Origin of the sequence: Nocardiopsis sp. NPDC050513 (genome assembly GCF_044457925.1) — a bacterium.
Lineage (GTDB): Bacteria > Actinomycetota > Actinomycetes > Streptosporangiales > Streptosporangiaceae > Nocardiopsis.
Window position 1 is genome coordinate 330,946 of sequence record NZ_JBITHK010000002.1, and the last position, 23,026, is coordinate 353,971.

Annotated in this window: 17 protein-coding genes; 11 read left to right on the forward strand and 6 right to left on the reverse strand. The window is 73.7% G+C overall.

The window, feature by feature from the left end:
• Positions 1-38: 38 nt before the first annotated feature.
• The 3 genes from ACIBFB_RS04125 to ACIBFB_RS04135 are packed head-to-tail and all read left to right on the forward strand — an operon-like array spanning position 39 to position 4,653.
• Positions 39-1,196, forward strand: a complete 1,158-nt coding sequence (locus tag ACIBFB_RS04125) for an exonuclease SbcCD subunit D (RefSeq protein WP_397225979.1) — start codon at positions 39-41, stop codon at positions 1,194-1,196.
• On the forward strand, positions 1,196-4,177 hold the full coding sequence (locus ACIBFB_RS04130) for an AAA family ATPase (protein ID WP_397225981.1): 2,982 nt from the start codon (positions 1,196-1,198) through the stop codon (positions 4,175-4,177). The genes ACIBFB_RS04125 and ACIBFB_RS04130 overlap by 1 nt, the downstream gene beginning before the upstream one ends.
• A 47-nt stretch (positions 4,178-4,224) precedes the next feature.
• A complete protein-coding gene (locus tag ACIBFB_RS04135) occupies positions 4,225-4,653 on the forward strand; it encodes a hypothetical protein (protein WP_397225983.1) in 429 nt (142 codons plus the stop codon).
• Positions 4,654-4,741: 88 nt separating this feature from the next.
• On the opposite strand, the gene ACIBFB_RS04140 is transcribed toward ACIBFB_RS04135, so the two are convergent.
• A complete protein-coding gene (locus ACIBFB_RS04140; protein ID WP_397225985.1) occupies positions 4,742-6,889 on the reverse strand; it encodes a cytochrome c oxidase assembly protein in 2,148 nt (715 codons plus the stop codon).
• 357 nt (positions 6,890-7,246) lie between these two features.
• Between ACIBFB_RS04140 and ACIBFB_RS04145 the strand changes: the two genes are divergently transcribed.
• The 4 genes from ACIBFB_RS04145 to ACIBFB_RS04160 all read left to right on the forward strand — a co-directional run bounded on the left by ACIBFB_RS04145 (position 7,247) and on the right by ACIBFB_RS04160 (position 11,742).
• Entirely contained in the window at positions 7,247-8,506 is a 1,260-nt protein-coding gene (locus ACIBFB_RS04145) for an amidohydrolase family protein (protein WP_397225987.1), read from the forward strand.
• A 156-nt stretch (positions 8,507-8,662) separates the two neighbouring features.
• On the forward strand, positions 8,663-9,784 hold the full coding sequence (ald, locus tag ACIBFB_RS04150; RefSeq protein ID WP_397225989.1) for an alanine dehydrogenase: 1,122 nt from the start codon (positions 8,663-8,665) through the stop codon (positions 9,782-9,784).
• Positions 9,785-10,022: 238 nt separating this feature from the next.
• Entirely contained in the window at positions 10,023-11,213 is a 1,191-nt protein-coding gene (locus ACIBFB_RS04155; RefSeq protein ID WP_397225991.1) for an enolase C-terminal domain-like protein, read from the forward strand.
• Positions 11,214-11,286: 73 nt separating this feature from the next.
• Positions 11,287-11,742, forward strand: a complete 456-nt coding sequence (locus tag ACIBFB_RS04160) for a MaoC family dehydratase (protein ID WP_397225993.1) — start codon at positions 11,287-11,289, stop codon at positions 11,740-11,742.
• Positions 11,743-11,975: 233 nt separating this feature from the next.
• On the opposite strand, the gene ACIBFB_RS04165 is transcribed toward ACIBFB_RS04160, so the two are convergent.
• The 4 genes from ACIBFB_RS04165 to ACIBFB_RS04180 all read right to left on the reverse strand — a co-directional run bounded on the left by ACIBFB_RS04165 (position 11,976) and on the right by ACIBFB_RS04180 (position 19,098).
• Positions 11,976-13,634 carry a glycosyltransferase gene (locus ACIBFB_RS04165; protein WP_397225995.1) on the reverse strand — a complete coding sequence of 553 codons (1,659 nt, stop codon included), beginning with the start codon at positions 13,632-13,634 and terminating at the stop codon, positions 11,976-11,978.
• On the reverse strand, positions 13,631-15,652 hold the full coding sequence (locus tag ACIBFB_RS04170) for a glycosyltransferase (protein ID WP_397225997.1): 2,022 nt from the start codon (positions 15,650-15,652) through the stop codon (positions 13,631-13,633). The genes ACIBFB_RS04165 and ACIBFB_RS04170 overlap by 4 nt, the downstream gene beginning before the upstream one ends.
• A 64-nt stretch (positions 15,653-15,716) precedes the next feature.
• Positions 15,717-16,745, reverse strand: a complete 1,029-nt coding sequence (locus ACIBFB_RS04175; protein ID WP_397226431.1) for an O-methyltransferase — start codon at positions 16,743-16,745, stop codon at positions 15,717-15,719.
• Between the two features lie 274 nt (positions 16,746-17,019).
• The gene (locus ACIBFB_RS04180) at positions 17,020-19,098 is read right to left on the reverse strand and encodes an acyltransferase family protein (protein WP_397225999.1); all 2,079 of its coding nucleotides are present in this window, start codon (positions 19,096-19,098) and stop codon (positions 17,020-17,022) included.
• 492 nt (positions 19,099-19,590) lie between these two features.
• Here ACIBFB_RS04180 and ACIBFB_RS04185 point away from each other — a divergent pair, with 492 nt between their 5' ends.
• The gene (locus ACIBFB_RS04185) at positions 19,591-20,202 is read left to right on the forward strand and encodes a superoxide dismutase (RefSeq protein ID WP_397226001.1); all 612 of its coding nucleotides are present in this window, start codon (positions 19,591-19,593) and stop codon (positions 20,200-20,202) included.
• A gap of 139 nt (positions 20,203-20,341) precedes the next feature.
• Here ACIBFB_RS04185 and ACIBFB_RS04190 read toward each other — a convergent pair whose 3' ends face one another.
• The gene (locus ACIBFB_RS04190) at positions 20,342-21,817 is read right to left on the reverse strand and encodes a PLP-dependent aminotransferase family protein (RefSeq protein ID WP_397226003.1); all 1,476 of its coding nucleotides are present in this window, start codon (positions 21,815-21,817) and stop codon (positions 20,342-20,344) included.
• Positions 21,818-21,938: 121 nt separating this feature from the next.
• On the opposite strand from ACIBFB_RS04190, the gene ACIBFB_RS04195 reads away from it, so the two are divergent.
• The 3 genes from ACIBFB_RS04195 (at position 21,939) to ACIBFB_RS04205 (ending at position 22,994) form a co-directional block, all read left to right on the forward strand.
• Positions 21,939-22,415, forward strand: coding sequence for a DUF3291 domain-containing protein (locus ACIBFB_RS04195; protein ID WP_397226005.1), 477 nt, complete (start codon positions 21,939-21,941; stop codon positions 22,413-22,415).
• Between the two features lie 109 nt (positions 22,416-22,524).
• Complete coding sequence (locus ACIBFB_RS04200; RefSeq protein ID WP_075926026.1) at positions 22,525-22,728, forward strand: hypothetical protein; 204 nt, start codon at positions 22,525-22,527, stop codon at positions 22,726-22,728.
• A complete protein-coding gene (locus ACIBFB_RS04205) occupies positions 22,725-22,994 on the forward strand; it encodes a type II toxin-antitoxin system RelE/ParE family toxin (RefSeq protein WP_397226008.1) in 270 nt (89 codons plus the stop codon). Before ACIBFB_RS04200 ends, ACIBFB_RS04205 begins: the two co-directional genes overlap by 4 nt.
• Positions 22,995-23,026: the final 32 nt, after the last annotated feature.

The following is a 23,026-nucleotide window of genomic DNA, read 5'->3' on the forward strand; positions in this document are numbered from 1 at the left end:
GACCGGTTCTCCCGGCGGACACGCCCGCGCCTTCGGTAATGTCCAGTTCCATGCGCCTGCTGCACACATCGGACTGGCACCTGGGCCGTTCCTTCCACCGGGAGAACCTCGTCGACGCCCAGGCGGCCTTCCTCGACCACCTCGTCGGCACCATCGCCACGCACCGCGTGGACGTCGTCGTGGTCGCCGGCGACCTCTACGACCGCGCGCTCCCCCCGGTGGACGCCGTCCGCCTGTTCGACCGCGCGTTGAGCCGGATCCGCGCCACCGGGGCCCGCGCGGTCCTCATCAGCGGCAACCACGACTCCATGGCCCGGATGGCCTTCGCCACGGAGCTCATCGACGCCTCCGGGGTCCACCTGCGCAGCACCCTGGACGGCGTCGGCACCCCGGTGGTCATCGACGACGACCACGGCCCCGTCGCCTTCTACGGCATCCCCTACCTGGAGCCGGAGATCGCCCGCCACCACTGGGACCTGCCCGAACGCGGCCACCCCGCGGCGATCGGGCACGCCATGGACCTGGTCCGCGCCGACCTCGCGAAGCGACCGGGCACCCGCTCGGTCGTCCTCTCGCACGCCTTCGTCACCGGCGGCGAACCCTCCGACAGCGAGCGCGACATCGCCGTCGGCGGCGCCGCCCACGTCCCCGCGTCGATCTACGACGGCGTCGACTACGTCGCCCTCGGCCACCTGCACGGCCGCCAGACCATCACCCCCTCGGTGCGCTACTCGGGGAGCCCGCTCGCCTACTCCTTCTCCGAGGAGAGCCATGTCAAGGGCTGCTGGCTGGTGGACCTGGACGCCGACGGCCTGGCCGACGCGGAGTTCGTCCCCTCACCCGTCCCCCGCCCGCTCGCCAGGATCCGGGGACGCATCGACGACCTGCTGTCCCGACCCGAATGGGGCGCCTACACCGGTCACTGGCTCCAGATCACCCTCACCGACCACCGCCGCCCCGCCCACCCCATGGACCGGCTCCGCGAACGCTTCCCGCACACCCTGCTGCTGGACTTCGCCCCCGAGGGCGGCACGCCCGAGACCCGTCCGGTGGCCGCCGCCGTCGCCGACCGCGGAGAACGGGAGGTGGTGACCGACTTCGTGGAGTGGGCCCGGGGCGCCCCCGCCACCCCGGAGGAGGCCGAGCTCGTCACCAGGGCGGTCGAACAGGTCCGGATCCAGGAGGGGACGCGCTGATGCGCCTGCACGCACTCTCGGTCCAGGCGTTCGGCCCCTTCGCGGGGACCGAGCACGTCGACTTCGACCGCCTGAGCGCGGGCGGCCTGTTCCTCATCCACGGGCCCACCGGCGCGGGCAAGACCTCCGTGCTGGACGCCGTGTGCTTCGCCCTCTACGGCAGGGTTCCCGGTGCGCGGCGCGACGACCGCTCCCCCAAGAGCGACCACGCCCCGGTCGACCGCGTCCCCGAGGTCACCCTGGAGTGCACGATCCGGGGCAGGCGCGTCCGGATCGAACGCCGTCCGCGCTGGGAGCGCCCCAAGAAACGCGGTACGGGCACCCGCACCGAGAACGCCAAGGTGGTGGTGACCGAACACGTCGACGGCCGTTGGGAGGGCGTCACCACCCGCCCCGACGAGGCGGGACAATTCGTCGGCGACCTCCTCGGGCTCACCCTCGACCAGTTCTGCCAGGTCGCCCTGTTGCCCCAGGGCGACTTCGCGCGGTTCCTGCGCGCCAAGGCCGAGGACCGCCGCGAGTCCCTGGAACGCATCTTCAACACCCGCGTCTTCCGCGACGTCGAGGAGTGGTTCAAGGGGCACGCCAACCGCCTCCGGCTGGAGGTGGAGTCCGCCAACGAACGCGTGCACGCCGTGGCCGGACGGATCAGCGAGGTCGGCCGGTCCCCCGCACCCGACCTGCCGGAGGAGCTCTCGGCGTGGGCGGCCGAACTCGCGTCGGTCACCGCCGCGACCGCCCGGGACGCCGCGGTCGTGGCCGCCGGGGCCACCGGGCTCCGCAACCGCGCGCAGGACGCGTGGACGGCGGGCCGTGAGGTCAGAGCCCGCCAGGAGAGGTGGGCCGCCGCCCGCCGCCGCCAGGAGGAACTCGCCGGGGGTGCGCGGGAGCGCGCGCGGATCGAGGCCGGACTGGCCGCCGCCGAGCGGGCCGCGTCGGTCCTGCCCCTCCTGCGCGCCCGCGACCACCGCCGCACCGAACTCGACAAGGCCGGGCTCACCGTCGCCGAACGCACCTCCCTCGTGGCGGGCCTGCCCGGCGTCGGGCGCCTGGACCAGGACCCGCTGCCCGTCCTGGACGCCGCCGAACGCGAGCGCCGCGACGAACTCGCCCGCCTGGAGCTGCTGCGCGACGACGCCGAGCGCCGTGCCTCGCTCGGGCGGTCGATCGCCGCGTTCACCGGCCGTCTCGCCGGTGTGCGGGGCGAGCTCGACCGTGTCCGGGAACGGATCGCGTCCCTGCCGCCCCAGGTGGAGAACGTGACCGGAGAGCTGCGCCAGGTCCGCGACCTCGCTCAACGGGTGGAGACCGCCGGGGCGGCGCTGGACGCGGCGGAGCGGCGCCGGGGCGCCGCCGACCTGTACGAGCTCCTGGGCGAGCGGCTCGTCGAGGCCGAGGACCTCCACCGCGCCGCCGTCGACAGCGCCCAGAGCGCCCACGACCGCGCGCTCGGCCTGCGCGAACGGCGGATCACGCACATGGCCGCCGAGCTGGCGGGCCAGCTCGCCGAAGGGAGCCCCTGCGCGGTGTGCGGGTCTGTGGAGCATCCCGCGCCCGCGCGGCCCAGCGCGGAGGGGCTGGTCTCGGCTGAGGAGGAGAAGGCCGCCCAGGCCGCCGCCCACACCGCCGACGCCCGCCGCGCCGAGGCCGGCAACGCCGTCACCGCGCTGCGGGAACGGCGCTCCGCCGCCCTGGAGCGTGCCGAGGGGCGCACGGTCGAGGCCGCCCGGGAGGAGGCCGCCGCCCACGCCCGTGCTCTGGAGGAGGCGCGCGGCGCCGCCGTGGAGGCGCGCCGGTTGGAGGAGACCCTGGAGCAGCTCACCGCCGACCTCGACCGGGCCAGATCGACGGAGGGCGAACTCACCCGGCTGGAGACCGGGGTCGAGACCGACCGCGCCAACGCGGTCGCCGAGCACGCCCGGCTGACGGAGCTGCTGGACGCGGCGCGCGGCGACGACCCCGGCATCGGCGAGCGGATCGCCCGCCTGGCCCGCGAGGCGGACCTGGTCGGCGCCGCGGCGGACGCGGTGCGGGCCCGCGACCGCGCGGGCGAGGAGATGCGGATGGCCGTGGCCGAGGCCGAACAGCACCGCGCGGACGCCGGGTTCGCCGCCGAGGCCCAGGTGTGGGAGGCCGCACTCGACGAACCCCGGCGGCGCGAGCTGCGCGAACGCGCGCGTTCCTATGACGACGACCGGGCGGCGGTGGCGGCGGCCCTGGCCGACCCCGACCTGGTCGCGGCCGGTGCCGCGCCCGTGCCCGACCTGGACTCGCTGTCCGGTGCGGCCGAGCACGCCTCGGCCGCCGCCGACCACGCCGTGGCCTGGCGGAGCATGCTGGAGGACCGGGCCCGTCGGCTGGCCGCCCTGCGCGGCGAACTCGACCGGGCGCTGGCCGGCTGCGAGCCGGTGCTGCGCCGCTACGCCGTGGCCGAGGGCATGCGGTCCCTCACCGCGGGAACCTCCGCCGACAACACCGACGGCGTCCGCCTGTCCGCCTACGTCCTGGCCGCGCGGCTCGAACGGGTGGTGGCCGCCGCCAACGACCGCCTGCGGACGATGTCGGACGGCCGCTACGAGCTGCGGTACACGGTCGACAAGGCGGCGGGCGACGGGCGGGCGCGTTCGGCGGGCGGGCTGGGCATGCGGGTCGTGGACGCCTGGACGGGTGTGGAGCGCGACCCCGCCACCCTGTCCGGCGGTGAGGCCTTCTTCAGCTCGCTGGCGCTCGCGCTGGGCCTGGGGGACGTGGCCAGCGCGGAGGCGGGCGGCACCGACATCGACACCCTGTTCGTGGACGAGGGCTTCGGGACGCTGGACGAGGACACCCTGGAGGAGGTGCTGGACATGCTCGACCGGTTGCGCGACGGGGGCCGCGCGGTGGGTGTCGTCAGCCACGTCGCCGACCTGCGTCAACGGGTCAGCACGCGGCTCCGGGTGGTCAAGGGCGCGTCCGGCTCGCGGGTGGAGCACACCGGCTGACGGCGCGCACCCACCCCGGATAGGTCCACGCCGGTGGCGGTGCGACAATGACCAGCGTGAATTCGCTGGTCAACATCGCCGTGTTCGGAATCGGGGGCGCCGTCATCACGGCGGCCCTCATCGGTCTCCTCCTCGTCGTCGCCGGAAGCGGCAACGGCACCTCGCCGCGTGTGCGCACCGTGTTCGGCGGCGCCTCGGTCGCGCTGCTCGTGCTGCTGCCGACGCTCGCCGCGGCCAACGTCCTCGCGGGCGGCGCGGGGTTCTGGACGGCGTTCGCCACGGCGGTCTGCGTGGCCGTGGTGGTGTGCGCCGTGAACATGACCCTGCTGCCCCTGGCGATGCGCCGCCAGGCCGCGGCGGGCGGGGCCGGCGCCCTCGCCGCCCTGCGGCCGTCCCTGCCGGTGGCCGCCGTGGGCCTGGTGATCTGCCTGATCGTGGGGCTGCTGGGTGCGGGTGTGGCGGCCCTGACCGTGTAGTCCGGACCTCGGTGGGGGCGGGCCCGGGCGGGCTCGCCCCCACCGTCGTCCCAGGGCCGGCGCTCCCCGGGCGCCACCCGCGGGGCGGTCAGTTCCGTCCGTCGGCCGCCGGGCCCGGGCCGCCGTCCGGGCCGGCGGCGTCCCGCTCCGCGTCGACGGGGTCCGCGACCGCGGTACCGCCGCGCGCACGGCGGTCCAGCTCGGCGAGGTAGGCGTTGTAGGCGTCCATGTCGGCGTCGTCGGAGCCGCCGCGGGCGCTGTGCCGCTGGCGCCTCCGCTCCTGCTTCATGTCGTCCTGGAACCACTGCCGGACCATGGCGACCGTGACCAGCAGCGTCGGGATCTCGCCCAGCGCCCAGGCCACGCCCCCGCCCATGTACTGGTCCTCCAGACGGCTCTCCAACCAGGGAATCGCGATCTGGTCGTAAAACTCCGGGGCGATGGGATCCGTCTGCTCCATGATCGCGATGCCGAAGAACGCGTGGAAGCCCATGACCAGCAGCAACAGCAGGAAGCGCAGCAGGTAGGGGACCTTCCTGGGCGCCGGGTCCACGCCCGCGATGATCCAGTAGAACAGGAACCCCGAGAGCAGGAAGTGCACGCTCATGAACAGGTGGCCGAGGTGGTCGTTCATCAGCGTGCCGAACAGCGGTGTGAAGTACAGCGCGTACGGGCTGAGCACGAACATCGGCGCGGCGAACGCGGGGTGCGTCACCACCTTGGAGAACCGGCTGTTGAGGAACAGGGTCAGCCACTCGCGCGGCCCGCGGTCCCCCCTCCGCCGGGCCGGCTTGAGCGCGCGCAGCGCCAGGGTCGCCGGAGCGCCCAGCACCAGCAGGATCGGCGCGAGCATGGCCAGCATCATGTGCTGGATCATGTGCGAGGAGAACAGCACCGCGGCGTAGGTGGCGAAACCGCTGAGCTGGGTGGCGACGATGGACAGCAGTCCCAGTCCGAACAAGGCGGTGCGACCGGCCGGCCACGTGTCGCCGCGGCGCCGCAGCCGGACCACGGCCGCGCCGTACAGACCGCCCGCGACGGCGACGAGCATGATGAAGAACAGGTCCGGGCGCCACAGCGTGAGCAGGTTCCAGGCGTCCATGGGCGGCGGCACGGAGAAGCCCAGGATCGCCGCGGCCGGGTCGACCTCGCTCTCCAGCGGCGGCGGGGGCGCGGTCCGCCCGAGCCCGACCGAGATGCCGACGACCGCCGCCATGATGAGGATCTCGACCCCCGACACCAGCAGGAACATCGACCGCTGGAACGAGGCGCCCTCGGGCCCGTCGGGCGCCGCGTGGATCCTTCGGAGCGCGTAGCGCCGGTTCATGTACCCGAACGCGCCGAGGACGCAGAACAGCACGAACTTGACGACCATGATGAGGCCGTACTCGGTGAGGACGAGCTCGTCGATGGTGTTGAGCCGGGCCAGCGCGCTACCGAGACCGCTGATGGCCACGCCCGTGAACAGCCACAACGCCATTCGGCTGAACCGCGCGACCGCCACCTCCGGGTCCTGCCCGTCCACGCGCGTGACGTGGTAGGTCACCGCGGCCAGACCGCCGACCCACGCGGAGATGGCGATGACGTGCATGGCCAGGGCCGTCACGGCCAGCTCGTGCGCTCCGGAGGAGGCGGAGTGGCCGGTCAGACCGGGGGGCGTGACGGCCACCAGGGCGGCGGCCGTCAGCCAGATGCCGCCGGTCGCGGAGGTGACCGTGCGGCCGAACAGCGCGACGCCGGTCGTGATGAGGATGACGAACATCAGCGCGACGCCGCCGGAGACCGATCCCGCGTAGGCGGTGACCTCGTCGACGCTGACCTGGCCGAAGGACACGGCCAGGAACTCCGACGCCTGGAAGTACATGGTGAACACGGCGGCGACCGCCCACGCCAGCGCCGTCCACGTGCCGCCGCGCACGTAGTACTGCGCCTGTTCCGACAGGCGGCCCCTGTCCGAGGGCAGCAGGACCGTCGCGAGCAGCAGGAGGCCGATGGTCAGGACCGCGGAGGCGTCCATCACCACCTTGGCCAGGGGCAGGCCCCAGCGCACGCCCTGGCCCGCGTCGGGCAGCCCCGGGATGAGCACGGGGAAGGCCGCCCCGCCCAGGATGAGCGTGAGGATCAGGGCCAGGACGCACAGGACCGCCGCCGCACCGGCGAAGAGCGGTACGCGTCGGGTCCCGGGCGAGTCCCGGTCGGCCTTGGCTGGGGTCGTGTTCTGTGCGGGAGGAGCCACGCGTCACTCCGTCGTCGACGTCTCTTGGATGGCTGGTCAGCGCTGGTGGCCGTGGTGACCGCCTCGCGGCTGTCCGAAGTCGGTCCGAAAGGGCCCGCACGGGGACACCGCGCTCCAGGTTAAACCGTTGACCACACGGCGTCGTCCCAGGGTGGCGTGAGCTGGATCCGCTGCGCGCGGGCCCGCGCCCCCAGGCTGGGAATCGTCGTTTCCCCCTTCCGCAGGGGCCCCGCGCGATACGCTCGGGTCCTGGCGGAACCGCGTCCCTCCGCCACCGGGCGCCCACGGTTCCCTCCCGTCGCACGGCGCCCGCGCCCCGCAGGCCCCTCTCATCGCGAGCCCTTCGAAGGGACGAGCATGATCGAGTTCGACAGTGTGGTCCGGTCCAGGTGCGTCGTCACGCCCGAGGGCGTCGGTCCGCTCAGCGTCGGGATCCGCGACGGCCGGATCGAGGCCCTGGACGACTACACCGCGCCGATGCCCGCGCGCGAGGCCACCGACCTGGAGGAGGTGGCGCTGCTGCCGGGGTCGGTCGACGTGGGCACCGGCGTCCACGAGCCCGGACGCGGCCTGGCCGCGTGCTACCGGGCGGCGGGCGAGGCCGCACTGCGCGGCGGGGTGACCACCCTGGTCGCCGCCCCCGCACCGGCGCACCCCCCGGTGACCTGCGCGGCCTCGCTCCAGGTGCACCGCAGCGCGGCGGCGGGAGCGGGCGTGTCGGTGTACTTCCTGGGCGGGGTGACCCAGGGCAGCGGTCCCCTCGATCTGGCCGATCTGCGTGCGGCGGGAGCGGTGGCCTTCCACTGTTCGCTGTCCGACGGCGGCGCCCCGGACCTGGCCGCCCTGGACGACCCCCAGCTGCGCAAGGCCATGGCGGAGCTCGCCACCCTCGACGCCGTGCTGCTGGTGCACGGCGAGGACGCCGCCGAGCTGGGCACGCCCCCGGTGTCCGCGGAGCAGCGTCCGGCCACGGCGGAGCGGCGCGGAATGGAGCGGGTCGTCGCGGCGGCCCGGGTGGCCGGGGCCCGCACGCACGTGACCCCCTTCTCCGCGGCCGAGTGCGCGGCGCTGCTGGCCGCGGCGGGGTCGGTCGGCGTGGGACTGACCGCGCAGACCTGTCCGCACTACCTGTGCCTGTCGGCGGAGACCCCGGGCGCGGAGCCGTGGGCGCACGTGTGCCGTCCGCCCCTGCGGTCGGACGCCAACCGCAAGGCCCTGTGGAGCGCCCTGCTGGCCGAGGGGGCGCCGCCCGGGGGGTCGGCGATCACCACGGTGGGGTCGGGGCACCTTCCGTCGCACGGCCTGTTCACGCTGGCGTGGAGCCTGTCGGCGCTGTGGACGGCCGCGCGGAGGCGGGGCCGGGGGTTGGCGGAGCTGGCCCGGTGGACGGCGGGCGCTCCGGCCGAGCTGCTGGGTCTGGCGGGCAAGGGGCGGATCGCGGTGGGGTGCGACGCCGATCTGGTCGCCTTCGATCCCGTCCGCCGGGTCACCGTGCCGCCGACGGATCCCGGACCGTACGCGGGCCGGGAGCTGACGGGGGCGGTGGGTCCGGTGTGGGCCTCCGGGCGGCGCGTGCCCGGCCCGGAGGCGCTCACCCGGCCGGAGCCGACGGCCTGATCGTGCCCTCCCACGCGCACCCTCGTGTCCCACCCCACACACTGTCCTTACACGATGTCAACATGGCTGCCCATGGCCATGCATGTTGCCGATGGCGGATCGGCACCGCCCCAGGTCACAGTGGGGATATCAACGGAGATACCAGTTGGAGGAACCGTGCGCATCGGCGTGCCCCGCGAGATCAAGAACCACGAGTACCGGGTGGCCATCACCCCCGCAGGAGTCCACGAGCTGGTCCGCCGCGGCCACGACGTGGCCGTGGAGCGCGACGCCGGCGTGGGCTCCTCCATCACCGACGAGGAGTACCGGGCGGCCGGGGCCGCCATCCTCGACACCGCCGACGAGGTGTGGGGCTACGGCGACCTGATCCTCAAGGTCAAGGAGCCGATCCCGGCCGAGTACCACCGCATGCGGGAGGGCCAGACCCTCTTCACCTACCTGCACCTGGCCGCGTCGCGCGAGTGCACCGACGCGCTCCTGGAGCGCGGGGTCACCGGTATCGCCTACGAGACCGTCCAGCTCCCCGACGGCTCGCTGCCCCTGCTGGCCCCGATGTCCGAGGTCGCGGGCCGTCTGGCCCCGCAGGTCGGATCCGTGACGCTCCAGCGCCCCAACGGCGGCCGCGGCGTCCTCATGGGCGGCGTCCCGGGTGTGCGTCCGGCGCGCGTCACCGTCATCGGCGCGGGCGTGTCCGGCCTGAACGCGACGCAGATCGCGGTGGGCATGGGCGCCGACGTGACCGTCCTCGACCTCAACGTCAACAAGCTGCGTCACGTCGACGCGCTGTACCGGGGCCAGGTCAAGACCGTCGTGTCCAACGCCTTCGAGCTTGAGCGGTCGGTCCTGGAGTCGGACATGGTGATCGGCGCCGTCCTGGTGCCGGGCGCCAAGGCCCCCAAGCTGATCTCGAACGAACTCGTCTCGCGCATGCGTCCGGGCGCGGTCCTGGTGGACATCGCGATCGACCAGGGCGGCTGCTTCGAGGACTCGCGTCCCACCACGCACGCCGACCCGACCTTCACCGTGCACGACACCGTGTTCTACTGCGTGGCCAACATGCCGGGCGCGGTGCCGAACACCTCCACGCACGCCCTCACCAAGGACACCCTCCGCTACGCCGTGGCGCTGGCGGACAAGGGCTGGCGTCAGGCACTGCGCGACGACGCCGCGCTGGCCGGCGGTCTGAACACCTTCGGCGGCGAGGTCGTCTACGCGCCGGTGGCCGAGGCGCACGGTCTCAAGAACGTCGAGCTGGACGACGTCCTGTCCCAGGGCTGACCGGGCTCGCCGGGGACCCATCCGACCGTGGCCCGAGGGGCCGGCCGCCTCCGACGCGCGTCGGGGCGGTCGGCCCCTCGGCGTGCGCCGGAGACGGCCGCCGGGCCGATCAGGTGGTGCTCGCCTCGCCGCTCGGGGTGGTCGGTCCGGTCGGGCGCGGGTACCGTCGAAGCGACAGACCACGACCGGCCGGGGCTCCCCCGGGTCGGCGGGAGTCCAGACACCGAGGTGGGAGAGCGTGGCACACACCGGATCGGCGACCGTGACCAGGATCGTCGAAGTCGAACTGGTCCGGCTGCGCGCCCCGTCCGGGGGGCGCGGTTCCGGTGGTCCGGTCCTGGTGCGCGTGGCCGACGGCGAGGGGATCAGCGGCTGGGGCGAGATCCCGTGCGCGACCCCCGCGCAGTGGGACGGCCTGGCGGCGTCCTTCGCCCCGGCCCTGCTCGACCACCTGTGGCGGCGCCCGACCGAGGTGGGTGACGCGTGGGCCGACCTGCCGTGGGACCCCGCGGTGGTCGGCGCCCTGGACACCGCGTGCTGGGACCTGTGGAGCCACCAGCGGGGAACGCCGTTGGCGCACGCCCTGGGCGGGGAGCGCACCGCGTTGACCGCCGGGGTGACGCTGCCGCCCCAGGCGACGGTGGAGTCCCTGGTGACCGAGGTGAACCGCCAGGTGGGGGCGGGTTTCCGTCGGATCAGGCTCTCGGTCGGCCCCGGGTGGGACTCCGACGCGGTGCGCGCCGTGCGCGCCGCGTTCCCGTTCCTGGTGCTCCAGGTGGACGCGGGCGGACGCTACACCGAGGACCCCGCCGACCTCGACGCGCTGCGCGTGTTGGACGACCTGGACCTGCTGGCCATCGAGGATCCCTTCGCCCCCGACGACCTGTGCGCCCACGCGCGGTTCGCGGCGACGGCCCGGACCCCGGTTGCGCTGCACCGCTCGCTGGAGTCGGTGGAGGACCTCAGCGAGGCGATCCGCATGGAGGCCGGCGGCGCGGTGAACGTGGACCCGTCCCGGCTGGGCGGGCTGACGTCCGCCCGCCGTGCCGTGGACCGTGCCGTGGACGCCGGCTGGCGGGTCTGGTGCGGTTCCTCCGCGGTGACGGGTGTGGGCCGCGCGGCGACCGTGGCGCTGGCGTCGCTGTCGGGCGCCACCCTTCCGGTGGAGGCTCCTCCCGCCGGGTCCCGGGGACGGGACCTTGTGGTTCCTCCGGTCCGGGCGCACGACGGTGTCCTCCCGGTGCCGTTGACCGAGAGCGGTCTGGGGCACGGCGTGGACCGGGCGACGGTGGCCGAACGCACGACGCGGGCGGTCCTGGTGGACGCCCGCGGGGTGCGCGAGCTCACGGTGGACCGCCGTGAGGGACGCGGGGCGCGCCGGGCGGAGCGGCCACGCGGTTCGGGTCATCCGGATGCCGCCGCCCCATAACCGAACAGCGTTAGGTAGAGTGGGCGCACCGTCCGGTCCCCCCGATCGCCGGACCCGAACGCCAGGAGGCGTCGTGCGCGTTTTCGCCGACATCGACGAGGTGACCGCCGCCAAGGGCGAGCACCTCGGCCACACCGACTGGATCGAGATCGACCAGGACCGCGTCGACCTGTTCGCCGACGCGACCGGCGACCACCAGTGGATCCACATCGACCGGGAGCGCGCCGCGGCGGGCCCGTTCGGCGCCACCATCGCCCACGGGTACCTGTCGCTGTCGATGCTCGCCTACTTCGCCCCGCGCGTCATCTCGGTCACCCGCAAGCCGAGCATGTCCATCAACTACGGGTTGAACCGGGTGCGCTTCCTCCAACCCGTCACCGTGGGCTCGCGCATCCGGGACGGCGTCGTCCTGTCCGACGTGCGGCAGACCCCCAAGGGCGTGCTCGTCACCCTGTCCCACACCGTGGAGATCGAGGGTGAGGAGCGGCCCGCGCTCGTGGCCGACTCCCTCGGTCTCTGGGTTCCGTAGGACCGCGGGGACGGCGGGCACGGCCTCGACGGCCCGCACGTCCGGTCGCACCATGCGGCCGTTGGGGCTCGGAGCAGCACGTTCGTCACTCCATGCCATGTCGGCGCGTGTGTGTCGGCGGACGGGCGGATCACCCGGGACGGCCCGTGCGCACGCGGACCCGGCCGCCACCGCGCATCGCGGTGACGGCCGGGTGGTCGGAGCGGCCTTCGAGGGGCGCCCGCACCGCAGTGTCAGCGGGCGAGCTTGCGCAGGACCCGCCCTGTCAGCCCCGGGGTGAACCAGCGCAGTTTGCGTTCGGCCCGCTTGGCCCGGGCCCGCAGCCGCTCGACGTCCGCCAGCGCGCGGTCCAGCTCGGCGCGGAGCTTGTCCGGCCGCTGGGGGGCGGACGTCTCGTCGTCGGTGGGCACGACGAACTCCTCACCGGGCATCCAGTGCGTGCCGTGCAGTTCCTCGACCAGGTGGTCCAGTTCCTTGCCGGCCGCCTCGGGGTCCAGGTGACGGGCCCGGGAGAAGGCGGTGGCGCGTTCCAGCCGCAGCACGCCGTCGTCGGCACGGGTCGCGCCGGGCAGCGGCACGCCCAGCAGGCCGACGCGGCGCTTGTTCGCGACCTCCACCAGGTCCGCCACGGCGGTCGGCGTCGGCTTCGGTCCCACGGGCACGCGCAGGACGAACGGCACCCGGTGATCGGCGTCGGGCGTCTCCTCGGTGAGCCGCACGCGGGGGTCGCCCCGGAACGTCTCCCGGATCAAACGCAGGTCCAGGCGCTCCTCGTCCAGCGGGGAGCGGCGGTCGTCGGTCAGCACGCCCCAGGGGCCGCGCAGCCACAGGCGGATGTCGGGCGTGGTCCCGTCGAGCAGGGCGGAGGCCGTGGTGTCGACGTCCTCCAGGGTGTGGCCGTCCACGTCCAGGACCACGTCGGCGAAGGGCACCTCCCACACACGGTCGGGGCGCTTGCGGCGCAGGCGGAAGTCGGGAACGCGGTTGGCCACGTACGGCGACCGGTAGCGCATGCCCGCGTCGCGGCGGGTCTGCATCTGGGAGCGGCCCAGGTGCCAGCTGCTCGTGTCCAGGTCTGGGATGAACACGGCGCCCTGCTGGGACACGCGGTAGGCGAACTCGGTGTCACCGCCCAGCACCATGCCGGCGTCCATGCCCCCGGCCGCCTCGAACAGGCTCCGGTGCAGCGACCCCGTCGCGCCGGTGAACACCCGGTAGGCCTGGTGGCCGGCCTTGCGCAGCCGGTCGTGGTCGGCGATCGGCTTCTCCACCCAGTGCGCATCGGCGCTCGCGCGGTCGAACAGGGTGTCGGCGCGGCCCTCGGCGACCTCGCCTCGGACGTGCTCGGGCGTCATGGCGGCCGGGTCGAAGTCGACGAAGAGCTTGTGCCCCATGGCCACCCCGTAGTCGACCAGGTGGTGCCAGCGCATCTGCGACTCCACGTGCTCGCGGTACACGAGCATGTCCGCGTCCAGGCGGAGGACGACCTGGCCGGAGGAGGCGGCCACCCCGGTGTTGACCGCGTGCGCCGACCCCCAGCCCCCGGGTGCGGAGGTGATCAGCCGCGTGTTCTCGGGGCGCGCCTCGGGCAGGACGAGCGGCTCCGGGCTGCCGTCGTCGACCACCACCACCTCCGTCAGGCGCGCGGGGTAGCTCTGTCCCGCCAGCGCGGCCAGGACCAGCGCCAGCTTCTCCGGGTTCCCGTGTGCGGGGATCACCACGCTGACCGACAGGGTCGGCGTCCACGCGCCCAGGGCCGGCGGTGCGAGCGGCGAGTAGTCGTTGCGCGTCAGGCGCGGCTGGGCCGCGAGGTCCAGTTCCCCCCGAGGCAGGCCGTCCCCGGCTCCAGATGCGTCGGCGTCCGGCCCGAGGCCGGTGTCCAGCGTGGTCAACGGAGTCCCCCCGTGTACTCGGTGGCGGGCTGGCCGAGAGGAGACGGTTCGCCCTCCAGGAGGGCGCTCGGACGCCAGCCGGACCACTGTTGCGTGTGGTTGTGCAGGAAGAAGCCCATGTCCTCGGACCACGTGTGCCCGCCGCCGGTGCGGCGGAGGACGTACCCGAGTCCGTGGGCGCGGTAGATGCGTCCGCCGCCTCGGATGACGGCGATGAGGAGCTGGGTGTCGATCGCCCGGGGCAGCGGCCGGAAGCCACCGGTCTCCTCCAGGACCGCACGGTCGGTGAGGATGGTGCCCCCGGCGATGAAGCGGGTGTTGGCCTCGGACTTGCGGCTGCGCCAGACCATCACGTCCAGCTCCTGGAGGTACACGAAGTCCTGTCCGACGCCGACCAGCTCGGCGCCGGAGTAGGTGCGCGCCAGGACCAGGTCGGCCAGGTGGTCTGGACCGTACCAGTCGTCGTCGTCCCACTTGGAGACGAGGTCGCCGGAGGTCCGGGCGACGGCGTCGTTGAGCACGGTGCCGAAGATCTGGTCCGCGTCGGCCTCGTGCACGATGAGGGGGACGCCGGTGGCCCGGAACTCGGCGACCGCCGAGGCGACCTCCGGCAGGGACGCCGGAAAGCCGTGCAGGGTCAGCACGACCTCGACGTCCACCCCTCGCTGGCGCGCGATCTGCGCGAGCGCGAAGCCGACCATCTCCGGACGGCGGGTGCACAGGATGACCGAGACCGTCGGCTCCGGGGGCAGCGGGACGCCCGCCTGGGCGGCGAGCGCGCGCCACCGGGCGCGGTGGCCGTGCGTGCGCAGAGCGGCGCGGCGCAACCGGACGCTGTACTCCTCGCGTCGCAGCTGGTCGGACAGGTCCGCCTCCCCCGCCCCGGTGACGAGGCCGGTCAACGGGTCGCCCAGCCCGGCGGCCCAGGTCGGAACGGGGCCGCTGACCAGGGGGACCCCGCCTGCGGCGAGCGAGGCCACCGCACGGACCGCCGCGCTGGGCCCGGTGTGCCCCGACCAGTCCACGCGCACGCCGCGCAGGTGCCGCAGCCGCGACAGGTCGACGTCGGTGACCGTACCGTCCGCGCCCACCGTGACGAGGTCCTTCCTCCCCTCGCGCACGACGGCGCGGTCGCCGCGCACGGTGAGGTCGCCCATGGGCCCGTCCGCGGACTTGGTGAACCCGACGGGGTTGACGGTGGTCTCGTCGATCGGCGCGACCGCGTGCGCGCGCGCCTCCGACGGGGCCGCGGCGGCCGCGTTGACCTCCCGCGCGCGGCCGTGTCCGGAGTCCCCGACGATCGCCGACCACGCGTCGGCGCCGGTGGCGGCCCGGTCCAGGACGGGGACGCCGGCGTCCTCCCACGCGGGGGCGCCGTCTCCGGACACGCGCAGCGCGACGTCGCCGTACGGGGTCACCCGGCGCAGCGGAACGGGCCCGGACGCCTCCACCCCGCTGGCGCCCGTGTCACCAGGGCGCCACAGCGCGCCCTCGGGGCCGTTGAGGACGGCCACGGGGGCGAGGGCGGGTCCGCGGCGTCGACCGCGGGTCCCCTGCATGAGGGCGTCGAGCACCTGCGCGGTGTCGACGGCGTTGGGGAAGAACAGCTCGCAGAGCCACCCGCGCCGGTCGAACCGGCGGACGCGCATCTCCTGGAGGTCGCGCCACTGGCCCATGCCGGGGGAGGCCGGGAGCGGGGGGTCCTGGTGCCCCGGGGTGGCCATGAGGGCGACGACCACGTGCACGGCGCGCGGCAGGTGGGTGCTCACCGTGAGCGACCGGTTCAGGTCGGTGGGGGTGGCCGCGACCACCGCGACCAGCCCGACCTCCTGCTCCGGGTCGCCCTCGCGGACCTGCTCGCCCATCGGGTGCGCGTCCAGGTCCACGAGGCGGTCCCCGGGCCCGAGCGGCAGGCGGGCGAGCGGAGCGCGCGCGGTCTCGTGCGCGCCCGTGTGGCACAGCACGGCGGGTTCGCGGCCGCGCATGCGCAGGGCCTTCCGGAGAGCGGTGGTGATCATCGGCTGACCTCGGGATCGGTGAACGGTGGAAAGGGGGATCCGTTGAGGGTTGCGGGGGGCGGGATCAGGCGCCCTTGCGGCTGAACACGTGGGCGCCCTTCTCCGTGTGCTCCTCGGTGCGCTGGAGACCGGGGTGCTCGGCGAGCCAGCGGTCACCGATGGCCCGCTCGTCGGGGCGGTCGGCGTCGTCCAGGACGATGACCGCGTCCTCGGTGCAGTGGGGCAGGACCGCGGGCACGGCCGGGTAGCGGGCGTGGCGGCCGGTGGCCTGCGGAGGGCCGTCGACGAACACCAGGCCGATGCCGTCCAGGTCGGCCAGGACCGAGGCGTCGTACCACCGGTCGGCGGTCTGGACGGTCTCGTCCCCGACCAGGACCTCCACCGACTCGACCTCCGTGAGGGGGGCGTGGCGGACCTCGATCACGTCGTCGAGGCCGTGCGCGGCGACCAGCTCGCGGCTGAGCTCGGCGTACCGGGCGTCGTGCTCGACGGCCACGAGCCGACCGCCGCCGGCCCGCCGCAGCGCGTACCCGAGCCAGACGCTGGAGGCGCCGCTGCCGAACTCCACGACGAGGTCGGGGCGCAGGAGGTCGATCTGGCGGACCAGCACGCGCAGGACGTCCGGGGAGGCCGCCCAACCGCGCAGCGGCGGCATGAACGCGGCGGTGTCGAGGTTCTCGCGCAGCTCGGTCCAGGCGACCTGCTGCTCGTAGTCGTTGCGCCCCTGGACGGTGACGGCGTGGCGGATCTCCCGGGAGACCTTGGGCAGGGAGTGCTCCTGCACGCGGTCGACCCGCCCGCGGATCTCGTCCAGAGCGGCGGTGATCTCCAGCCGGTCCCGGCCCAGCGCCTCGGTGACCGTGCGCGTGTGCGCGGCCACCCCGGCGGGCAGCGCCAGCACGGAACGGCGGAGGCGGATCAGTCCGAGGCCCAGGACGCAGACCAGGCCCCCGAGCCCGGCCATCCCGGCGAGGAGGACCGCTTCGGCCACGGTGACCAGGCCGAACACACCCAGTGCCACCAGGGTGGCCGCTGTCGCCGCGGCGGACACGGCGGCGAGGATCCGGATCGGACGGCGGCGGAGCAGGCGCATGGTGTCGACCTCCACGGGTTTCTGACACGGTCTGGGGGGTGTACGGGGGTCCGCGAAGGCGCTGTGCCGTGCGACACGACCGGTGCCGATCGTTCTCCCAGCCTAGGCGGGAAAAGGGCGGATGACGGTTGTGACACTAACGGTTCAGTGGAATGCCCGGCCCCGCCTGAGCGGGAATCGAAACACGAAGGACGAGCAATTCCCCGTCTGTTCACCGGACAATCACCGAAATCCCTCCCAGTCGAGGTCTGGAATTCTCCGGCAATGCCCGGTATCACCATCCGGTGGCCTCCAGCAGCCCCTCCTCCATCATCGGAGCGAGCGTGCGGGCGTAGGTGGCGGTCATGTGGGTGCGGTCCCAGAAGACCAGCATGTTGCCGATGACCGCGTCACAGGCTCCCTCCGGGCACACGTACTCGGTCAGGTCGAACACGCGGACGTTGCCGGGCAGGTCGGCCCGGGCGGCGGGATCGGCGGGCGCCTGACTGTAGGAGACCGGCGAGGTGCACTCGCCCGGGGAGCGGCTCTCGACGCACTCGGCCCCCGCGTAGTCGCGGCGCGGCAGGTCGCGCAGGCCCACGACGTCGATCCCCAGCTCCTCCAGCTGACTCCAGCGCTCCACGAACCCCGGGGGCACCCGTTCGCCCCCCGGGGCGGCGCGGGTGGAGGACGTGAGCACGGCGTCGGGCCGCAGCCGTTCCAGTTCCTCCATCGCCAGGGCGTCCCACTCCTGGCACTCGGTGAACACGGCGCCGTCGCGCATGGGCACGTCCGCGCTGAACTGGCAGCCGCTCTTGGTGAAGGACACCAGCCGCCACCCCTGCCGTGCCGCCGCGGTCGCCACGGCCGGGTACCAGTGGGCCGTACGCGACGCGCCGACCATCGCCAGGGTGCGCTCGGCGTCGTCCGGACCCCGTTCGCACACCACCAGCTCGGTGGAGGTGAGGCTGACGTGGCACCCGTCGGCGTGGTGGGAGGACACGTCGGCACGCGCGTCGGCGGGATCGGGCAGCACGGGCAGGTTCGGGACGGGGTGGACCGACCGCTCGTCGCTGAGCACGAGGGCCCCGGGGTACCGGGCGGGTTCCGAGACCTCCGCGGCGGCCTGCTCGGCGCGGACCCGCTGCTCCTCCGCGATGTGCGCGGACCACGCCGCCGAGGCGACCAGGACCGGGACGAGGAAGGCTGCGGCCACGCCGAGCGACCAGGCGGGGGTGGACCGGCTCGGCGCCCGGGTGAGTCCCTGGACGCCGCCCTCCACCAGGCGCGAGGTCAGCCAGGCCAGCACCAGGGACAGGCCCAGGACGAGGGACCCCCCGGCGGGGTCGGCCAGGCTCCGGCCGGTCAGGTGCAGGTAGCAGACGAGGACCGGCCAGTGCCAGAGGTAGAACGCGTAGGACAGCGAGCCCAGCCGCATGAGGGGCCGCCACGTGAGCAGGCGGTCGGCGCCGAACGCGCTGCCGGTCGTCCCCGCGAGGATGACCAGGACGGCGGCGCCGGTGGGCACGAGCGCCACGTAGCCGGGGAAGAGCGTGGCCACGGGCAGCACCGCGCCGCAGGCGACGAGCGCGGCCAGTCCGGCCCAGCCCATGGGCACGCGCACCGCGGCGGGCAGGCGTACCCGGGTGACGGCCAGGGCGAGGACGGCGCCCAGTGCCAGCTCCCACGCGCGGGCGCCGGAGTCGAAGTAGGCCCAGGCCTGGCTGGTCCCGGTGATCCACACCGAGTATCCGAGCGAGACGGCGAGGACGGTCGCGGCGACGGTCAGGAGCGCCGTCCGGAGGGGCAGCCGTACGCGGGCCGCCACCATCGCGGTCAGGGCCAGCAGGAGCGGCCACACGACGTAGAACTGTCCCTGGATGGACAGCGACCAGAAGTGCTGGACCGGGCTGGGGCCGGCCTCGCGGGCGAGGTAGTCCACGGAAGCGGCGGCCAGCGCCCAGTTCTCGTGGTAGAGCGCGGCGGCGCGCACCTCGCGGAGGATGTCGGACCAGCGCGGACTCGGCAGCCACAGGAAGGTCGCCACGAGGGTCGCGGCCAGGACGGTCAGCGCGGCCGGGGTGAGCCGGCGCGCCAGCCGCGACCAGAAGGCGACGAAGGCGACGCGTCCGTCGCGTTCCAGGGACCGGACCAGGGATCCGGTGATGAGGAACCCCGTGAGCAGCAGGAAGACGTCGACGCCGCCGGAGACCCGGCCGAACCAGACGTGGTAGACGGCCACGAGGACCACGGCCACGGCGCGCAGACCCTCGATCTCGGGACGGAATCCGGGCACCGTGCGGACGGTGGACCGGGTGGAGACGGAGGCGGCCGGGGACACGGCGGCGGCAACCCCGGGAATGGTGACAGACATGGGTGAGAGGACCCTTGGAGACAAGTGGGAGATGTCAACCGAACGGGGCACACGGCGGGTTCGGGAAGGCGGTTTCGACGTGGCATTGTCGCTCTCCGTGACACCGCTCCGGTGAATGGCGGGAGAACGCGGAGCCAACCCTGGGTCCCGTTTTCGCGGAGGGCCGCACGCCGACTGGGACGGAGATGACCACGGGCGCACGTGATAAATCAACCCAAGATGTGATGATTCGACCACACGCCCTCGGGGTACCGGGCTATCGGCGGCCACGCGCCCGGGGCACCAGCCACCGCCTCACGCCCCGGCGACCGAACACCCACGGTCAGTGACGGCCGGCCGCCCGCATCCCCCGGCCAGGACCCGGTTTATTCCCGCCCCGGTGTGTAGACAGAGCGACATCGGGCCCCCGGCGCCCTGGCTGGTAGCTTGCTGCCTAGCGATCCCATCGCTGGTGAACACGACGAATCGCGTCTTTGGAAAGGTGCGTCAGAGATGTCTGCGCCATACACCCTGCCCGAACTCTCCTACGACTACGCGGCCCTGGAGCCGTGGATCTCGGGCCAGATCATGGAGCTCCACCACTCCAAGCACCACGCCGCCTACGTGGCCGGTGCGAACACCGCGCTGGAGCAGATGGCGGAGGCCCGGGAGTCCGGCAACTTCGGCACCATCCCCATGCTGGAGAAGAACCTCGCCTTCCACCTCGGCGGGCACGTCAACCACTCGATCTTCTGGCAGAACCTGTCCGCCGCCGGCGGCGACAAGCCCGAGGGCGAGCTGGGCGCCGCGATCGACGACCAGTTCGGCTCCTTCGACGCCTTCCGCGCCCACTTCGGCGCCGCGGCCAACAGCATCCAGGGCTCGGGCTGGGCGATCCTCGCCTACGAGCCGCTGGGCCAGCGCCTCATCATCGAGCAGCTGTACGACCAGCAGGCCAACATCCCGCACAGCACCACCCCGCTGCTGATGCTGGACATGTGGGAGCACGCCTTCTACCTCCAGTACAAGAACGTGAAGGCGGACTACGTGAAGGCCTTCTGGAACGTCGTCAACTGGGCCGACGTCCAGCAGCGCTTCGCCAAGGCCCGCGAGGTCTCCTTCTAGGTCCGTTGCGGGACCGCACGCCGTGCCCGGCCGGAGACGGCGGGCGCCGCGGGCACAGCGGGGGGCGGCACCATCCCGACCGGGGGTGCCGCCCTCGCTCCGTTCCGGGCCGGGGGCCGGGCCCCGGCCGCGCTTCCGGTCAGACCACGAGGCGGACCGGGTCGTCCACGACCGGCCCGTGGCGGTCCAGCTCGCGCCAGGCCCGGCTGAGCCGCCAGACCAGCTCCTCGCTGGTGGCCTCGTCGTAGGCGAAGGGCAGGCGGAAGTACTCGGAGAAGCGGTCGTCCTCGCTGGAGGACATCATCGGCCCGGGGACCAGCTCCACGTCGTGGCAGAGCGCGACCTGGGCGAACTCGCGGGCGTTGACGCCGGGCAGCCGCACCCACAGAGCGGCTCCCCCGGCGGGACGACGCCACTCCCACGCGGGCATGGACGCGCGCAGCAGCTTCTCCATGCGGTCCAGCGCCCGGGTCAGCTGGGCGGAGCGCTCCGCCGCGAGGCGGTCGTAGTGGGGAAGCAGGCGCACGGCGACGGCCTGCTCCAGGAGGGGACTGCCGAGGTCCGCGAGGACCTTGCGGCGGCTGAGCCGCATGGCGATCTCGGTGGGCGCCCGCAGCCAGCCGAGCCGGAGCCCCGCCCACCCGACCTTGCTGAGCGAGTCGACGGTGATGATCTCGGCCCCGCGCGGCGCGAAGGCGGCGATCGGCGGCGGCTCGCCCTCGGCGCGGATCCCGGTGTAGGCGCTGTCCTCCAGGAGGGGGACGCCGTACCGGGCGGCCATCTCCCCGAGCTCACGGCGGCGGACCGCGGACGTGAGCGTTCCGGTGGGGTTGTGGTACGAGGGCATGACGTAGATCAGGTGCGGGGAGTGCTCGGTGATCGCGCGCCGCACGCGCATCGGGTCGATGCCCTGGTCGTCGATGCGGACGGGCAGGAAGTGGGCACCCCGGTCGCGCATGAGGTCGAGGCAGCCCGCGAAGCCGGGGTCCTCGGCGACCACCGGCGAGCCCTCGCGCAGGTAGAGCTGGGCGACGAGGGAGACGGCCTGGTGGGCCCCGGTGGTGACGACGATCTGGTCCGGTGTGGTCGGCAGCCCCTGGTCGGTGTAGCGGTCGGCGAGGGCGCGGCGCAGCACGGGAAGCCCGCGGGGGTGGTAGGTGTCCTCGGCCATGAGCGCGGGCAGGTCGCGGTCGACGACCTCGCGGACGGCCTCCTCCACGACCTCCAATGCTGGAGTACGCAGGCAGGCGACGGAGATGACGCGCGAGGTGTCGCGCAGGAGGTTCTGGTACATCGGGTTGGCGACCGTGCCGGACGCCCACCCGTCCGAGCGCACGGGGCCGACGCTGGCGCTGACCCTGGTGCCGCTGCCCTGCCTGCTGTCCAGGATGCCCTCGGAGCGCAGGGCGTCGTAGGCCGACACGACCGTGGTGCGGCTGATCCGCAGGGCCGTGGCGAGCGCCCGTTCGGAGGGCAGCCGCTCCCCCGCGACGAGCGTGCCCTCGGTGACGAGGCCGCGCAGCGCTCCCGCGAGCCGCTGGTAGAGCGGACCGGATTCCGAGGCCCAGGCGCCGAGCCGGTCCACGAGCATGTCCACCTGACGAGAAGAGTCCATTTTCCGCTCCATTGGATCTATCGGACACCCATCCCACCCTCGATACTGGCATCACAGTCCACCAGGCCACCAGAGCCAAAATGGACCCTTTACCACCAGTCCATTCATGTGGGGAGTCCCGATGCCGTCCGTCATCCCGCACACGGTCCCGCACCAGCACACCCGGGTGTCCGACGTCCGCGTGACCCGCGTCCCCGAAGGCCCGGTCCTGGTGGAGAGCCTCCTGCTGGGCACTCCGTCAGGTGACGACCTGGCCCTGGACACGCTCGTCGCGGCCCTGCGGGACCGCGCCCAGGGCAGTCCGGGCTACCTGGGCGAGGTCCGCGTCGACCGCTCGGACGGGCGCCGCAGGGCGGTGGCGCTCTGGCGGTCCCCGACCGACCTGCGGTCCTTCGTGCACGCCGCGCACCCGGACCTGCTCTCCTTCCGCGCGACGACCGGGGAGTTCCCGACAGCGGAACGGACGCTGTGGTGGTCGCCGGAGGGCGCCGCGGGGGTGACCGTCGACGAGGCCGAGCGGCGCGCCGCCCACCTGCGGGAGCACGGCCCCGGTGCGCGGGCCTTCACTCTGAGCTCCCCGGTGCCCGTCCCAGCCTGACCGCCGCGTCCGAACGCGCGGTGAAAGCCCTCCCAGGCCGCCGTCGCGCATCTATGATCAGAGCACAGGCCGGAATAGACGCGTAGCACTCACCATGCTGGGGGAAGAGATGACCGCACAGCCCGTCGAGCCGCCCGAGGACGGCCCCGGAGTCGGCCGAAACCTGGACGGATACGTACTCGTCCCCGCCGCGTGGGTCAAGCACTACGAAGAACTGATCGAGGAACGGGACGACGCCGAAGCGGCCCGGATCGCCGACGAGATCCGGGCCGGAGTGCGGCAGACCACGCCGCTGTCCGAGGTGGAGTGGTGAGCCGATACCGGGTCGAGATCGACAACGAGGCCATCAAGCAGATCAAGAAGCTTGACCGCCCGATCCGCGAGCGCGTACGAGCCGCGATCGAGGCGCTCGCCGATGACCCTCGCCCGGACGGATGCGTCAAGCTCAAGCCGGGCAAGCTGAACTTGTACCGTATCCGCGTCGGCGCGTACCGTATCCGGTACGAGGTCCAGGACGGGATACTCCTCGTCCTGGTACTGAAGGCAGGGCCGCGTGGGCAGGTCTACGACGACCTGTAGCCCATCCATCCGCTTGGTCGTCCGTCACCCCG